We start from the raw sequence: 14,196 nt of genomic DNA on the forward strand, positions 1-14,196 counted from the left end.
TTCATAAAGAAAGCTATTCCATGCCGACGTTCGCGCTCAAAGCAATTGCCGAGATTGCCTCGAAAACCATTTACATGCTCTTGGCCCTGTTCATCATAGGCGGTTCAAGCCGGGTGGCCGAGTATTTCGAGATCAAGCCGGTGCAGGACGCCCTGAAGGTCGTCGACGGCGTGCTGATTCAAGAGCGCGCCACGGTGATTGCCCAGGGTCCAACCTTCGTCACCAGCGACACCACCGTAACCACGTCGGCCACCGCCGCCGAGTAATGGCGCTGCTGCTCCGCTACTGGTCGCAGATCCTCGCCGCCGTCATCGGCGGCCTGCTGGTGTGGTTCGTCCACACCATGCTGCGGGACGTAGCGGAGATCCGGCACGCGCAAGCCATGGAGGCGCAGCAAAAGTCGCTGGTGGCCGAGTGCGCCGCGTCTAAACAGAAATCACAGGAAGCCTTCAATGATTTTCAGAAACGCCTTGATACTCGGGATGGCGAGCTTGCTGCTGCTCGCCGGCTGCTCGCGGACCGTCCAACAGTCCTTATCCGCCGACCTGCCGGGCAATCTGGCCAAACGGCCCCAGCCGGTGAGCATGGTGCAGCGGATGGTGTGGATACTGGAACCTTCCTCGACTTTGCCGGTGAGTGCGAAGGCTACCGGCTTCAGGTGAGCGGCCTGCTCGACTTCGTGGGGGCGCGGTGATGCCGATCCATGGTGGCGGCATCCACGAGCCTCAGGCCACAGTCCGGGCGAAACCGAACCGCCTGTTCTATCTCGGCACCCTCGCGGCGGTTGTCTCAATCGCCTTCATGTTCCTGATCAACTGGCGCGGCCTGGTGCTGCTCGGACTCGTATTGGCGATCGTCGCCACGCTCGGCCTCACGGGCAAGCTGGATCTGCTTGAGCCTCTATGGATCGCCATAGGCCGACTGCTCAGCTGATCATCCTCTGGGCCGCCGCCAATGACGGATCATGAGCACAGTGATGATCAACGAAGTCACAGCTTTGACGTGGGGCGAAAGTGCGTTCAGCAGTTCGATAATCAGGGGGTCCATGTCCCGCTCCCTTTCGTGGGCTTACGGGACTCCCAAAATATTAGCTGATTAACAGAAACAGGCTCCACAACGGCGGAAGCCGGGGGATCTCTCCCCCGGCTCTGTCATTCCGCCGCTTCCAGCCGGTCCAGCTCCTCCTCCAGCTCGTCAACGTCGCTCTGCTCTGTCGAGCGGATGAACGTGACGGCCTGGCTGGCGTAGCTGGCGGCCGTAAAGATCGCCCGGCTGTCGTTTTCCAGCACCTTGATCCAGCTTGCGATGTACTGAGCTGAACGGAAGGTGGCCGGGACGCCATGAGTTGCACATAGATAGGCTGCGCCAAGCTCGGCGACCAGCTCCTCCGCTGCGTACTTCTCGTCTCCGAACCGCTTGCCGAACTCCCGTGACAGACGCTCCTTAGCGCCGGTCCAGTGGACTGTTTCGTGAGACAGGGTGCCGAAGAAGCCTTCAGCGTCCTTGAACGTCTCATAGGGCGGCATGACGATGATGTCGCGGTTGGGCAGATAGGCGGCCTTGTTGCCCCGGTACTCGATCTTGGCTCCGGTGGCGACGATGCAGCGCATGAGCTGGTCCTGCGCCACGCTCTCGGGAATGGTCCCGGAAGGCCCGGCGAGGGTTTCCGGCAAGCCGTCGCACTGGTCCACGTTGAAGACGGAATAAGCGCGGGTCTGGGGGATCTTCCGCACCGTGCCGTCTTCCTCAGTCTTCTCCTTAAACCGGACAAAGGTGATGCCGGTGGCCTTTTCACCTTTGCGGACGCGTCCCCCTGCCTTCTAGCACTGCTGGTAGGTGAGCCAGCCGTTTGACGGATACCCACACAATTCGCGCGCAATCCAGAGAATGAGGATGTTGGCCCCGCTGTAAGGTCTGGCGGAAATGGCGTTCGCAGGTACGATACCGATGCCGTTCCTTTTTGAAACGACCCAGGGACGTGTCCAAGTCGGGACCCCTTCTTTGAGGTGGTTGATGATCTGCTGGGTGACGCTCTCATAAAGGGCGTCGATCTTTCGCGGACGTGAGTCTGCATTCGTTGTGTGGCTCATCGCCAAGCACTCCGCTAAAAGGTTAAGATATTTAAGGATTAACGGAGGAATACTAACCGATGTGGGGCGTAATCAAAATAGCGACGCTACCCTTTTGGGGTCCGCCGTACCTCGTCGGTAAAACCGTTCTTGAATCGTCGCGCTTTATTCAGGGTAAGATCGGGCGGGGAAAGGTGGAAAACACCTATTCTCATGGAGACGCGCGCATCGCAACACCCGCGGATATTAAGCGGGAGGGTCACCTGCCGTATCACAACGGCGGCGTGTTCATCGGGCAGACCGACGTTCCGAGACTGTTTGGCAAGACCAAAATGAGCATCTACTCACACGAGGATGACGGCGTTTGCATCTTCGGCGGACGTGGTGCCGGAAAGTCGCGGTTCATTTCGAGCGATATTTTTCAGATGGAGTTTTGGCCCAAAAGTAAACCGCGTACTGACATCATTGTCCTAGATGCCGCCGGGGAATTTGAGGGATTACACCGGGCCGAGCTGGAGCGTCTGGGGTACAATGTTATCTTGATAACCCTCGAAGATCCCAAGATGGGGATGAAGATCGATCCGCTGGCATCTCTGGATAAGGACAGTGCGACTTTTGAGATCGACACCGAGGCGTTTTGCCTGAGCGTCATCCCAAAAACAGGCGACCCGCGGAATGAGCACTTTTCCGACGTGCCGCGCGGCCTACTTGCGGGTGCGATCAGCTATTACCTTCACAAAAAGCCCGATACGCCGCTGATCGACATTCTGCAGTCCATCTTCAAGTCGCGCGATGGGCTCAAGGCCGAGACCGAGAAGTGGCAAGAGCTGAAAGGGGATTACAGCGTCCTGAATGCCCTGACGCTCGCGGAGACTATCGGCAAGAATGAGTATGGCAGTTTTATTTCCACAATGAAGGTTGCTTTGCGGCCGTTCCAAACCCGCCATTGGTGCAAGCTGACGGAGCGAAATCCCGACAGCTGGAACTTCACCAAAATGTATAGGGGTGACCAGCCGACAGCGGTATTCATCCGAACAATGGGCGATCAAAGCACGGTCGGCCCCCAGGTGCGCATGCTTATCAATAATGCCGTGCGTGAGAGGATTAACCTCGGCCGATACATCAAGGACCGCCCCCGGGGCAAGATTGCCTTCAAGCGACCGCTGCGCATCTACATTGACGAGGCCGTAAACCTCGGAAACTCCGAAGGCGTGAAGCGTGGGCAGAATGAGCTGCGCAAGGCCGGCGTCACACTGGTAATGGCTTGGCTCGACCATAATGAAATGTCCCATACCTACCGGGACAGCCCGTCATTCATGAGCGGGTGGACGCAGATATTCTCAAGTGGAATTACCCATTACGGAACCCTGCAATACATATCGCAGATGTTTGGTCAGGGGACCTATATCGGGGAGACGACTAGCCAGAATGACTACGGTCAAAGCCGAAGCTATCACGAATATGGTGGAAAGGTGCTCCAGCCGGACGCCGTGCGCCGGGTGACGGAAGATGAATGGCTGGTACTAACCCGAAGACTTTCCATCCGGTGCTGGAAAACGTCCGTGGAGCGGAACGGGCATATTCTCTACGGATAGGTGCTATCGACTCCGATCGTATTTGTCGTCGCGCTCCTCAAGCAATTCGTCAAAAAGCTCTGCCTTGGCACGCTCGCCCAGACAGTGAAGGGCTCCGCGGAACTCGCCATCGGTGATCTGTCCCCGGCTGTGCATTTCCTCCAGCATGTCCACAGTTATCCCCTCAAGGCTGTCGTGGACACCGGCACCAAGCATCTGCTCGGCCCGCGCCATTTCCTCCTCGCTGCCCATCAGCTCGAACTTCGACTGGAGTTTCTGGGTGACCTCCTCCTCGCGGGCAGCGCGCCGCTCCTCGGCCTTGCGGAGGGCTTCAACCTCATCCGAGCGCTTAGTCAGGCGTTCCTCGGCCTTCTGAAGCGCATAATCGGTCTCACCTTTGGCTTTAATGGCGCGTTCCGCCCTCCTTCGCGTGGGGGACCGAAAGCCGAGAACAGTGAAGCCGCGCGGCTCGCCGTTGCGGGTGTACCGGGCGTGCGCGTCCACGGCTTCCAAATAAGCCTGGTCCGCCGCATTGCGATCCGCCATGGCGGCGAAGTAGTTGGCCGACGCCAGCTTGGCCTCCCTCTCAAGGCTTTCTTTCTGGTCCTTAAGACGCTGGATCTCCGCCCGTGTTTCGCGCAGAAACTCGTGGTCCCGAGCGAACCAGAGGGCGTCCCGCACTCGCTGATCATTAGGGCGCTCCGGCCCGTCGTATTTCGTGCCCGCCACTGGGTCCTCCGCGGCTGAAGGGGGTGCCAATTCCTCCACCTCCTCGTCAGGTGCGGCAAGGTGCTCTGCGGGTGCATGCGGGTGCAGCTCCGGCTCGTCCTCGACGATTTCGGGCGCTTCGATAGCCTCGTCCTGCGCCAGTGCAGGGGCCTCCTCGCGCTCAACCTCCTCCGGCATCACGATAGGCTCCGGCGTTTCGATGCCGAATTCCTCGGGCGTTGGTGGCTCCTGAACGTCTCCCTTGCGCAGCTCGGCAAAGATGGACTCGGCCTCAAGCTTCAGCCGAGCCTGGCGCTCCTGAAGCTTCTCGTATTCCTCCTTGGCGAGCCTCTGACGGCCTTTCTCCAAACCCTGCTCAAGGTTGCTGCGCCGGTCTATCCGGACCTCCAGACCCTGTTCCGCGAGGACACCGTTGCACTCCAACTCCCACAGTTGTCGGAGCCATTCGGTGGAGTTCGGCTCTAGCCCCTTCGCGGCCCGTTCCTTGGCTTTGGCGGAGAGCATGGCAACTGATTTGCCGGTGTCCTTATCCCGATCGATGAACAGGATGTGGGCGTGCGGATTCGCAGTCTCCAAGTCATGGAAAAACGCGGCCACCCGACCGCGCCCCTGCATGGAGAGGGACCAAATAAATCGGCGTGTGGCTTCAACTTGGGCTTCCCGAGGCGCCTGCACCGGCAGCGCCACCATGACCTTGTACGCGAGCCGTGCATCCTTCCGGCTGGTCGCGGTGATGTGCCGCTCGTAATCCCGCAAAGCCCTTTGCAGGGCGTGTCTATTCTGCGGCAGGTTAACCGAGATGATGAGGTCGCAGGCGGATTGTCGCGCGCAGTATTTGGCGTGCGCGTTAATCGTGCCGGGCGAGTGGTCCCGGCGGTTAATGTTGCTCAGATCGAGCCAGTAATAGCCCTTCTCTGGCATGTTAACAGATATACCCTTGCCCTGGGGTTGTTGGAAACAACCCGTAGATGGGCACTATACATGCTTTTGCCTTCTTCGCGCCTGTTGCGAGGGTGCATCTCGGTGCCAAGCACCGCTGTCACATCTGTCGGGTGGTTGGGCCAAATCCTACCGGGGTCAGCTTTCCATGGGCATCAATCGACCACGAACGGCCATCGGGCGCAGGCAATTCCACGGACGGCGGTCCCTGCGGAACCTCTAGCGGCCCCTCGGCCGGAAGTGAGCTGTCCAGAAGCTTCTGGTTGTATTCGTGTTCGGCTATGACAGAGTGAGCACGAAGGATGTGAGAGTCCTCGATGGGGTAAATCCCGTCCGCGTCGGCGATGTAGAACTCACGGTCGGGGTCTGGAATTGTGAGCGATCTTTTCACTGACTATGCCCGTGTGGTGGTCAAAGAAGCAGAAGCGGCGTGGCAGAGTTACCCGGCGCAGGCGATAAACCATTTCTTGATGAACATGGCACCCGGTCCCGCGCTGCTCATGGGGAACGGGGTTGGATACGAAGGCCTGCCGGTTTTGGATAAGGCTTTAGATGAGCATATGAAGGCTCATTATTTTAGCCGGATCGGAGGGGGCAAATTCCCCTTCCACATGGGCTTTCTTGTATCCAAAGCGAGGTTGGAATCCATTCGGGAATGGCCGGAATGGCAAATGTTACACCTTTTCCTGTTCAATAACGGGCTGTTCCCGGTCATCGTGTTCAAGAACAGCCCGCTTGAGAAGGATGGTGTGTCCTTTTACCCGGGCGACATCCGGATAGGATTTGACCGTGACATAGAGATCAGCGGCGAAACGCCGAGAACCCTATCCGCAGGATCGTGACGACAAACTTCAGCGTGAGCGGCACGATGTTGATAGCCACCGCGCGTCCTGCGCCGATGGCAAACCTGGCGGGGCGGGAAACGCCCTGATCCGCTAAAATCTGCCCTTCTGCTTTAGAACGATCATATGTTTCCCGGAGCGTTTCTCTGCGCATGTGGTGTCCCCTTGGGTTTTGCAGGCGTCGCATGAAAGGTTTCCATCCCCAGCGAGCGCCGCGCCATTCAATCAGTGTGAAGCGTATCGGGATTTCAGTCGGCTCCGTCCTCGGTGTGGCGGTGGCCGTGGGGGTAGTAAACTGGGTTTGGAACCACTGGTTCAACTACCCATTCGCGTACTGCGCGGGACGCTGGCTATTTTACAACCTGGGTGTGGCCGCGCTGCTAGACCTGAGCCTCGCGTACCTGTTCATTGCCGTGATCGTCGTGGGGCTCTGGCGCTGGCAGAGGGGTCTGCAACTGGCGCTCGTCTATGCCGTGGTCGCCTTCCTGCTGCCGATGTGGGCGGACACGCTATTCCGGCTGGGAGGGTTCTGTTCCGAGGCTGAGCGGAAAGCCTGGGGACGGGCTCACCAGCCACCGCCGCCCATGCAGATCACTCCAGCCCCTCCCAAGCGCCCAAAGACGCCTCAGGGGCCGCAGGGAGGCACCGGGGGGCTCTACTGACGCCCCCGGATGCACCCGCGTTCAGAGTGCCCCAAACCCAAGAGCCGTGGTTGGTAGCAGGTGTTCGGTAGGATAGGGTGCAAAGGTGGAATATTCCGAGCGCCAAGCCATGCGGGAAGCGGTTGCCATAGAGCACGGCATCGTCCTGTTCCGTTCTTACGGTGAGCAGGAAGCGGCCGCCATTCTCGACTGTGACTATACGACCCTGAAGCGTTGGCGCAGGGCAGGGAAGATACCGTTTGTCTCGCGCGGAGACGGTGGGGTTAAGTACCTCGGCATCCACCTCTGCGATTACCTGATTTTCGGGACAGAGGCGGTCAAGCTATGGCTGAGTTCACAATCGGAGAATACGCCCTCGGACAGCGAAGCGGCTCCGACGCCTGGTATCGCGTCTGGTACGACAAAGCCTCAAAGTCCAGCAAGCGCGTCAGCTTGGGCACGTCAGACTTTGAAATAGCGCGCACGCGCCTGCTGGAATGGTATTACGCCAACCATAAAATGCCTGCGGGGTTTTCAAAGCCCGGCGACGTGGCGCTGGCGGAGGTCATTCTAGACTACTGGAACCACCACGGCTCCAAGCTAGTGTCCGGTCCAACTGTGAAAATCCTGCTCCGCCAGTGGAATGAGTTCTGGGGCGATGCGACCATTCAGGACGTGCGGGACGTAAACCGCCAGGAGGAGTTCCACGAATTCCTCCGGCTTCACGGCTACTCCGCAAACAGCATCAACAGGGTGGTGGAGATTGGCCGGGCGGCAATCCGCCGGGCATGGAAACGCGGTGTTATCGACACCTGTCCGTATATTCAGACGGTGAAGGGGGAATACGACAAGCCGCTTGGTCGACCACTGACGCTTGATGAGCTGCGGGCCTACTACCGGGGCAGCGAAGAACGCCACTGGCAGGACTTCTTCCTGCTGGTGCTCGGAACCGGCTCACGGCCCAAGGCGATCATCACGCTTGAGAAGCGGCAAATCGACTTCGGGGAGGGGCTGGTGTTCCTCAACCCGCAGGGAAGGCGTCAGACGTCCAAATTTCGTCCCACGGTCAAACTCCCGCCGACGCTCGCGGAACGCTTCACAGGCCGTCCTGAGGGCCGCCTGATCTGGTTCCATGGCCGGGAGGTGGGGAAGATGGACAACATCATCCGGCTGGCCCGGCGCAGGGCAGGGCTGGATGACCAGGTGAACGCCTACAGCCTTCGCCACACCGTTGCCCGGTATCTGAGGCAGCAGGGCGTGGACACGGCGGAAATAGCCTGCCAGCTCGGGCATCTCCGCTTTGGCCACGACATGACGCTGCGGTATGCTCCGCACGCGCCGGACTACCTGGCCAAGAGTTGCGCCGCGTTGGAACAGCTGCTGCAGGACGTTCTCGCGCCAACGTCGCGCCACAAGCTCCGAAAAGCGGCGTAATTACAGTCTCGCGGCTTTGAGGACCGACCAGATCCGTTTCCGTCTCTGATCGATTTTCTGTTTTCGCCTTCGCTCTGCGCGCGGCCGTCGGACCCCTCCGGCGGCCGTTCTGCGTTTCGGGCTGCGGCCTCGGCGCATCACGTCGGGTTGAGCGCGCGTCGGACCCTCGCTCCTGACATCGTTCCGCCTCAAACCGGTGGCTGATCAAGCGAAACGGAGGCGCGGGCTCTCGGGTCTAAGGCGGCGCAGGACGATCGGATCGGTCCGACTCGCACGCGTTCTCCACTCGTTGCAGGATGGGTCGGTCGGGGTTCGTTAACCAAGACCCGCGCACTCTGCGTGTCGGCGCCGGGGCGGTCATCCGCCCGCGCCGCATGTCTTCAGTGGGGAGCACTCGGTCGTGACGGAACGGTCCTCGATGTTTGGCGGCGTCTCGCGCCGTGACGCCCTCAGGCTCGGCGTCGGCGCGGCGGCGGGCGCTTTCGCGACGGCGGCTTCGGCGCAGGAGATGTCGCTCTCCTTCGACAGCCAGGCCGAGTGGAAGGACAGGTTCGACGCCTCCGCGCGCGTCAGCCGCACGTCCGGCTCGCGCACTCCGCTGCTGTCGCCCGCGACCGTCCAGCAGACGGAGCAGGCGATCCAGGACTACACCAGCATCGTCTCCCGCGGCGGCTGGAGCCGCGTGCCGGCCGGCGAGCGCATGAAGCTCGGCTCGCGCGGCGAACGCGTGGTCGCGCTCCGCCAGCGTCTCGCGGCCACGAATGATCTCGATCCCAATCTCGGCATGTCGCCGGTGTTCGACAGCTACGTCGAGGGCGCGGTGAAGCGCTTCCAGGCTCGCCACGGCCTGATCCCGGTCGGCGTCGTGGGCGACGACACCATGCAGTCGCTCAACATTCCGGCCGAGACCCGTCTGCGCCAGCTCGAGACCAACGTGGTGCGCATCCGCACCATGGCGGGCGGCAACATCGGCGCGCGCTACGTGCTCTGCAACATCCCGGCGGCGGAGATCGAGGCGGTCGAGGACGGCCAGGTCGCGGCGCGCTACACCGCGGTCGTCGGCAAGGCGGACCGCGCCTCGCCGGTGCTCGACGCCAAGATCCAGCAGGTGAACTTCAACCCCTTCTGGACCGTGCCCGCCTCCATCATCCGGAAAGACCTCATTCCGATGATGCAGAAGGACCCGCAGTACCTGACGAAGAAGCGCATCCGCATCTACTCCCAGCAGGGCGTCGAGACGCAGCCCGACCAGATCAACTGGAACACGATGGAGGCGACGCAGTACATGTATCGCCAGGATCCGGGCGACGACAATTCGATGGGCGTGGTCCGCATCAACATGCCGAACAAGGACGGCGTCTACATGCACGACACGCCGTCGAAGAACCTGTTCGGCGAGAACGCCCGCTTCCACTCCTCGGGCTGCGTGCGCATTCAGAACGTCAAGGAACTGGTCGGCTGGCTGGCGAAGAACCAGGCCGGCTGGGACCGGCGCGCGATCGACGCCGCCGTCAAGTCCGGCGAGCGCATCGACATCAACCTCACGCCCTACGTGCCGGTCTACTGGCGCTACATCTCGGGCTGGGGCGCGCAGGACGGCGCCGTGCAGTTCCGCGAGGACATCTACGGCATGGACGGCACCGGCGAACTCGCGATGGCGCGCTGAGCGCCGCCCCGCAGGACCCGCGACGATGACCGACGGCCGGCCGCGCACGCCTCCCAAAGGCGGCGCGCCGGCCGTCGGCGTTTCCGGAGAGGTGCTGTTCGAGTTCATCACCCGCGGCGGCTTCGTCCGCTGCGCGGCGATCGACGGCGCGACCGGGATCGAGGTGGTCGTCGTCGGCCCGACCAACGCCAGCCAGGAGCACCTCAAGCTGATCGCGTTGCGCAAGCTTCGGTTGCGGCTGGCCCGGGAATAGCGCGCTGAGCCAGGCCCTGACGGGGCGGGCTTAGGGTGGTCCGGCATGTTCAACACACGGTGACGCGGTCGTTGAGCGACGGCGAACGCTGGATTCGCGACGCTTTGGGGTCGCCCGCCAGTCACTGGCGCGACGTCGGGGTTGGCTCAGAATGCCTGAAGGCGACCCCGCTGAATCGCTAAAGCCCGAGCGAATCTCGCAGGTATCTGGCATGCCAGCCCTTCGAAAGTCTGATGCGACCAAGTCGCGGGACCGGCTTGCGCGGCTTGGCTGCGCTTTCCGACATGTGGTAGCCGTTGGTCGAGAACACGCAGCCGCCCGCGTCGCACGCGCGGGTTTCGCTGGGTTGATGTCCGCGACGGTTCGCGTACGGCGCGCCGGCGGACGCTCGCTCAATTCGAGGAGGAGCCGTCCATGTCCGTCACCGACGTCCAGGCCCGCGCGGCCGAAAGCCGCTTCTTCCAGGCCTCGCTCGCGGAGGTCGATCCCGAGCTGGCCGACGCCGTCAAGTCGGAGCTGGGCCGCCAGCGCGACGAGATCGAGCTGATCGCCTCCGAGAACATCGTCTCGCGGGCGGTGCTCGAAGCGCAAGGCTCCGTGCTCACCAACAAGTACGCCGAAGGCTATCCGGGCAAGCGCTACTACGGCGGCTGCCAGTTCGTCGACGTCGCCGAGCAGCTCGCGATTGACCGCGCCAAGAAGCTCTTCAATTGCGACTTCGCCAACGTGCAGCCTCACTCGGGCGCGCAGGCGAACGGCGCGGTGTTCCTCGCGCTCATGCAGCCGGGCGACACCTTTATGGGCCTCGACCTCGCCGCCGGCGGCCACCTGACGCACGGCGCCAAGGCGGCGATGTCGGGCAAGTGGTTCAACGCGGTGAACTACCACGTCGACCCCGAGACCCACCTCATCGACATGGAAGAGGTCGCGGCGCTCGCCGAGCAGCACAAGCCCAAGGTGATCATCACCGGCGGTTCGGCCTACCCCCGTCAGATCGACTTCGCGGCCTTCCGCAAGATCGCGGACTCGGTCGGCGCGTATTTCATGGTCGACATGGCGCACTTCTCGGGCCTCGTCGCCGGCGGCCAGCACCCGAACCCGCTCGACCATTGCCACGTCGCCACCACGACCACGCACAAGACGCTGCGCGGCCCCCGCGGCGGCATGATCCTGACGAACGACGAGGCGCTCGCCAAGAAGTTCAACTCGGCGGTGTTCCCCGGCCTGCAGGGCGGCCCGCTGATGCACGTCATCGCGGCGAAGGCGGTGGCCTTCGGCGAGGCGCTGAAGCCGGACTACAAGGTCTACGTCAAGAACGTCATCGCCAACGCCAAGGCGCTCGGCGAGAACATCAAGAGCCACGGCTTCGACCTCGTCTCGGGCGGCACCGACACGCACCTGATCCTCGTCGACCTGCGTCCGAAGAACCTGTCGGGCAAGGTCTCCGAGATCGCGCTCGGCCGCGCACACATCACCTGCAACAAGAACGGCATTCCGTTCGACCCGGCGAAGCCGACCGTCACCTCCGGCATCCGCCTGGGCACCCCGGCCGGCACCACCCGCGGCTTCGGCGTTGCGGAGTTCCAGGAAATCGGCGACATGATCGCCCAGGTCCTCGACGTGCTCTCGCAGAACAACACGGAAGAGGACAGCGCGGTTGAGGCGAAGGTTCGCCAGCAGGTCTCGAACCTGGTGGAGCGCTTCCCCATCTACGCGGACTGAGGAGCAACCGCGGGAGTACTGAATGCGTTGTCCGCACTGCGGCGCGCCTGACACGCAGGTCAAGGACTCCCGTCCGACCGAAGATGACGCCGCAATCCGTCGCCGACGGGTCTGCGGCGTCTGCGGCCAGCGCTTCACCACCTTCGAACGCGTGCAGCTGCGCGAGCTCGTGGTGGCGAAGCGCTCCGGCCGCCGCGTGCCGTTCGACCGCGACAAGCTGCACCGGTCTCTCGCCGTGGCCCTGCGCAAGCGCCCGGTCGATCCGGAGCGCATCGAGCAGATGGTCTCCGCGATCGTGCGCCAGCTCGAGGCGAGCGGCGAGACCGAGGTCACGACCGAGACCATCGGCCGCTTCGTGATGGAGGGGCTGAAGACCGTCGACGACGTCGCCTATGTGCGCTTCGCCTCGGTCTACAAGAATTTCCGGGAAGCCAAGGACTTCGAAACCCTGCTCGACGAGCTCGCGGGCGACGAGGCGGCGTCCGCCGCCGCGGCGGGCGAGCCGCGATGATGGACGTCCTCGCGCTCCCCCGCCTCGATGGCCCGGACGGCTGCGCGGAAAGCGACGCGCGCTGGATGGCGGTCGCGCTGGCGCTGGCCCGGCGCGGCCTGGGCCGCACCGCTCCGAACCCGTCCGTCGGCGCCGTCCTGGTGTCGCCCGCAGGCCGCGTCGTGGGCCGCGGCTGGACCCAGCCCGGGGGACGTCCGCACGCCGAGACCATGGCGCTCGCGCAGGCCGGCGAGGCCGCGGCGGGGGCGACGCTCTACGTCACGCTCGAGCCCTGCAGCCACCATGGCCGCACCCCGCCCTGCGTCGACGCCCTGGTCGCGGCGGGGGTCGCGCGCGTCGCGGCCGCCCTGCGCGATCCCGATCCCAGGGTCGACGGCCGCGGCGTCGATCGCCTGCGCGCCGCTGGCGTTGCGGTGGCGATCGGCGGCTGCGGACGGGAGGCGCTGCGGATCGCGGCGGGCCACGTCTGCCGCGTCACCCTGGGACGACCGCATGTCACGCTGAAGCTCGCGGTGTCGGCTGACGACAAGGTCGCCTTGGCGGGCCGCCGTCCGGTCGCCATCACCGGCGAGGCGTCGCGCGGCCGCGTCCACATGATGCGCGCCGAGGCCGACGCCATCCTCGTGGGCGTCGGGACCGCGCTCGCCGACGATCCGTCCCTGACCTGCCGGCTGCCGGGCATGGCGGACCGCTCGCCGTCGCGCGTGGTGCTCGATTCCGACCTGCGCTTGCCGCTGACCTCGCGCCTGGTCACGACCTGTCACGCGGTCCCGACGTGGATCGTGGCGGCGGTGGACGCGCCCGTCGCGGCCGAGCTCGCGCTGCGCGCCGCGGGCTGCGACGTCATGCGCGTGGAGCGCGGGCCGGACGGGCGGCTCTCGCTGCCGCGGGCGCTGAAGCTGCTTGCGCTGCGCGGCGTCACCCGGCTGATGGTGGAGGGCGGCCCCACGATCGCCGCCGGCCTGCTGGACGCCGACCTCGTGGACGCCGCTGTGGTGGCGCGGGGGCCCGCGACGCTGGGGCCCGACGCCATCGGCGCGCTCGAGGGCCGACCGCTCGGCGCGTTGACCGAGTCGGCGCGTTTCGCCGAAATCGACCGCGAAAGCGTTGGCGAGGACTGCTGGACGTTTTTCGAGCGCGCTTAAGCCGCGCCGTCACCCTGAGGCGCCTCAATGTTCACCGGCATCATCTCCGACATCGGCGAAGTCGTCGCCCGCGACGACGGCGACGAGATCACAAGCTTCATGATCGCGTCGCGCTACGACCCGCGCTCGATCGACCTCGGGGCCTCGATCGCCTGCGACGGCGTCTGCCTCACGGTCGTCTCCGTCGAGCCCGAAGGCCTCGGCGCGGCCTTCGCCGTGGAGGCGGGGCCGGAGACCCAGCGTCTGACCACGGTCGGCGAATGGGGCGTGGGACGGCGGCTCAATCTGGAGCGCGCCCTGAAGATCGGGGACGAGCTCGGCGGTCATCTCGTGCTCGGCCATATCGATGGCGCGGCCGAGATCGTCGAGCGCGACGACGGCCCCGACACCTCGCGTTTCGTGCTCGCCGCGCCGATCGATTTCGCGAAGTTCATCGCCGTAAAGGGCTCGGTCTGCCTTGATGGAATCTCGCTCACCGTCAATCAGGTGGACCGCGAGCTGTTCTCGGTGCATCTCATCCCCCACACCCTCGGGGCGACGACCTGGGCCGACCGTCAGGTCGGCGACCGCGTCAACCTCGAAGTGGACATGATGGCGCGCTACGCCGGGCGGCTTGCCGAGGCGCGCAGCCTCGGCTACTGAGCCGTTCCGCTTGATCTTGAAGGCATTTG

16 protein-coding genes and 1 pseudogene are annotated in these 14,196 nt (G+C 63.7%); 14 read left to right on the forward strand and 3 right to left on the reverse strand.

The annotated features are described in order from the left end of the window. Window positions 1-20: 20 nt before the first annotated feature. Genes K244_RS0101945 through K244_RS0101955 form a run of 3 tightly spaced genes read left to right on the forward strand, consistent with a single transcriptional unit; the run spans window position 21 to window position 933 of the window. On the forward strand, window positions 21-266 hold the full coding sequence (locus K244_RS0101945; protein WP_020184556.1) for a hypothetical protein: 246 nt from the start codon (window positions 21-23) through the stop codon (window positions 264-266). Then, on the forward strand, window positions 266-694 hold the full coding sequence (locus K244_RS0101950) for a hypothetical protein (RefSeq protein WP_020184557.1): 429 nt from the start codon (window positions 266-268) through the stop codon (window positions 692-694). Before K244_RS0101945 ends, K244_RS0101950 begins: the two co-directional genes overlap by 1 nt. Next, window positions 694-933, forward strand: coding sequence for a hypothetical protein (locus K244_RS0101955; protein WP_020184558.1), 240 nt, complete (start codon window positions 694-696; stop codon window positions 931-933). Before K244_RS0101950 ends, K244_RS0101955 begins: the two co-directional genes overlap by 1 nt. A 218-nt stretch (window positions 934-1,151) precedes the next feature. On the opposite strand, the gene K244_RS22495 is transcribed toward K244_RS0101955, so the two are convergent. Together K244_RS22495 and K244_RS22950 are read right to left on the reverse strand one after the other, a co-directional pair. Next, window positions 1,152-1,733: a zincin-like metallopeptidase domain-containing protein gene (locus K244_RS22495; RefSeq protein ID WP_020184559.1), complete on the reverse strand. Its 582-nt coding sequence runs from the start codon at window positions 1,731-1,733 to the stop codon at window positions 1,152-1,154. Between the two features lie 87 nt (window positions 1,734-1,820). Beyond that, window positions 1,821-2,090: an ArdC family protein gene (locus tag K244_RS22950; RefSeq protein WP_081761408.1), complete on the reverse strand. Its 270-nt coding sequence runs from the start codon at window positions 2,088-2,090 to the stop codon at window positions 1,821-1,823. Window positions 2,091-2,149: 59 nt separating this feature from the next. On the opposite strand from K244_RS22950, the gene K244_RS0101965 reads away from it, so the two are divergent. Then, window positions 2,150-3,664 (forward strand): type IV secretory system conjugative DNA transfer family protein, encoded by a 1,515-nt coding sequence (locus tag K244_RS0101965; protein ID WP_081761409.1) that lies wholly within the window; start codon window positions 2,150-2,152, stop codon window positions 3,662-3,664. A gap of 3 nt (window positions 3,665-3,667) precedes the next feature. Here K244_RS0101965 and K244_RS0101970 read toward each other — a convergent pair whose 3' ends face one another. Further along, the gene (locus K244_RS0101970; protein WP_020184561.1) at window positions 3,668-5,293 is read right to left on the reverse strand and encodes a MobA/MobL family protein; all 1,626 of its coding nucleotides are present in this window, start codon (window positions 5,291-5,293) and stop codon (window positions 3,668-3,670) included. A 392-nt stretch (window positions 5,294-5,685) separates the two neighbouring features. Between K244_RS0101970 and K244_RS0101975 the strand changes: the two genes are divergently transcribed. The 10 genes and pseudogenes from K244_RS0101975 to K244_RS0102015 all read left to right on the forward strand — a co-directional run bounded on the left by K244_RS0101975 (window position 5,686) and on the right by K244_RS0102015 (window position 14,167). After that, window positions 5,686-6,153, forward strand: coding sequence for a hypothetical protein (locus K244_RS0101975; RefSeq protein ID WP_155931522.1), 468 nt, complete (start codon window positions 5,686-5,688; stop codon window positions 6,151-6,153). 185 nt (window positions 6,154-6,338) lie between these two features. Continuing rightward, window positions 6,339-6,815 carry a hypothetical protein gene (locus K244_RS21325; protein ID WP_155931526.1) on the forward strand — a complete coding sequence of 159 codons (477 nt, stop codon included), beginning with the start codon at window positions 6,339-6,341 and terminating at the stop codon, window positions 6,813-6,815. 109 nt (window positions 6,816-6,924) lie between these two features. Continuing rightward, window positions 6,925-7,065, forward strand: a pseudogene (locus K244_RS24380) (helix-turn-helix domain-containing protein); the annotation flags it as partial. A 74-nt stretch (window positions 7,066-7,139) separates the two neighbouring features. After that, the gene (locus K244_RS0101985; protein WP_020184564.1) at window positions 7,140-8,228 is read left to right on the forward strand and encodes a tyrosine-type recombinase/integrase; all 1,089 of its coding nucleotides are present in this window, start codon (window positions 7,140-7,142) and stop codon (window positions 8,226-8,228) included. Between the two features lie 400 nt (window positions 8,229-8,628). Beyond that, window positions 8,629-9,894 carry a L,D-transpeptidase family protein gene (locus K244_RS0101990; RefSeq protein WP_020184565.1) on the forward strand — a complete coding sequence of 422 codons (1,266 nt, stop codon included), beginning with the start codon at window positions 8,629-8,631 and terminating at the stop codon, window positions 9,892-9,894. Between the two features lie 25 nt (window positions 9,895-9,919). Further along, complete coding sequence (locus K244_RS0101995) at window positions 9,920-10,147, forward strand: hypothetical protein (RefSeq protein ID WP_020184566.1); 228 nt, start codon at window positions 9,920-9,922, stop codon at window positions 10,145-10,147. 414 nt (window positions 10,148-10,561) lie between these two features. Beyond that, entirely contained in the window at window positions 10,562-11,869 is a 1,308-nt protein-coding gene (glyA, locus tag K244_RS0102000; RefSeq protein WP_020184567.1) for a serine hydroxymethyltransferase, read from the forward strand. A gap of 22 nt (window positions 11,870-11,891) precedes the next feature. Further along, window positions 11,892-12,380 (forward strand): transcriptional regulator NrdR, encoded by a 489-nt coding sequence (gene nrdR, locus K244_RS0102005; protein ID WP_020184568.1) that lies wholly within the window; start codon window positions 11,892-11,894, stop codon window positions 12,378-12,380. Beyond that, entirely contained in the window at window positions 12,377-13,525 is a 1,149-nt protein-coding gene (gene ribD / locus K244_RS0102010; protein ID WP_346430343.1) for a bifunctional diaminohydroxyphosphoribosylaminopyrimidine deaminase/5-amino-6-(5-phosphoribosylamino)uracil reductase RibD, read from the forward strand. Before nrdR ends, ribD begins: the two co-directional genes overlap by 4 nt. Window positions 13,526-13,552: 27 nt before the next feature. Continuing rightward, the gene (locus tag K244_RS0102015) at window positions 13,553-14,167 is read left to right on the forward strand and encodes a riboflavin synthase (protein ID WP_020184570.1); all 615 of its coding nucleotides are present in this window, start codon (window positions 13,553-13,555) and stop codon (window positions 14,165-14,167) included. Window positions 14,168-14,196 lie beyond the last annotated feature (29 nt).

Origin of the sequence: Methylopila sp. 73B, assembly GCF_000526315.1 — a bacterium.
GTDB lineage: Bacteria > Pseudomonadota > Alphaproteobacteria > Rhizobiales > Methylopilaceae > Methylopila.

Coding starts and splice junctions, on each gene's coding strand:
- K244_RS0101945 (WP_020184556.1), top strand. CDS start 21: ATGCCGACGTTCGCGCTCAAAGCAATTGCCGAGATTGCCTCGAAAACC.
- K244_RS0101950 (WP_020184557.1), top strand. CDS start 266: ATGGCGCTGCTGCTCCGCTACTGGTCGCAGATCCTCGCCGCCGTCATC.
- K244_RS0101955 (WP_020184558.1), top strand. CDS start 694: ATGCCGATCCATGGTGGCGGCATCCACGAGCCTCAGGCCACAGTCCGG.
- K244_RS22950 (WP_081761408.1), bottom strand. CDS start 2,090: ATGAGCCACACAACGAATGCAGACTCACGTCCGCGAAAGATCGACGCC.
- K244_RS0101965 (WP_081761409.1), top strand. CDS start 2,150: ATGTGGGGCGTAATCAAAATAGCGACGCTACCCTTTTGGGGTCCGCCG.
- K244_RS0101970 (WP_020184561.1), bottom strand. CDS start 5,293: ATGCCAGAGAAGGGCTATTACTGGCTCGATCTGAGCAACATTAACCGC.
- K244_RS21325 (WP_155931526.1), top strand. CDS start 6,339: ATGAAAGGTTTCCATCCCCAGCGAGCGCCGCGCCATTCAATCAGTGTG.
- K244_RS0101985 (WP_020184564.1), top strand. CDS start 7,140: ATGGCTGAGTTCACAATCGGAGAATACGCCCTCGGACAGCGAAGCGGC.
- K244_RS0101995 (WP_020184566.1), top strand. CDS start 9,920: ATGACCGACGGCCGGCCGCGCACGCCTCCCAAAGGCGGCGCGCCGGCC.
- glyA (WP_020184567.1), top strand. CDS start 10,562: ATGTCCGTCACCGACGTCCAGGCCCGCGCGGCCGAAAGCCGCTTCTTC.
- nrdR (WP_020184568.1), top strand. CDS start 11,892: ATGCGTTGTCCGCACTGCGGCGCGCCTGACACGCAGGTCAAGGACTCC.
- ribD (WP_346430343.1), top strand. CDS start 12,377: ATGATGGACGTCCTCGCGCTCCCCCGCCTCGATGGCCCGGACGGCTGC.
- K244_RS0102015 (WP_020184570.1), top strand. CDS start 13,553: ATGTTCACCGGCATCATCTCCGACATCGGCGAAGTCGTCGCCCGCGAC.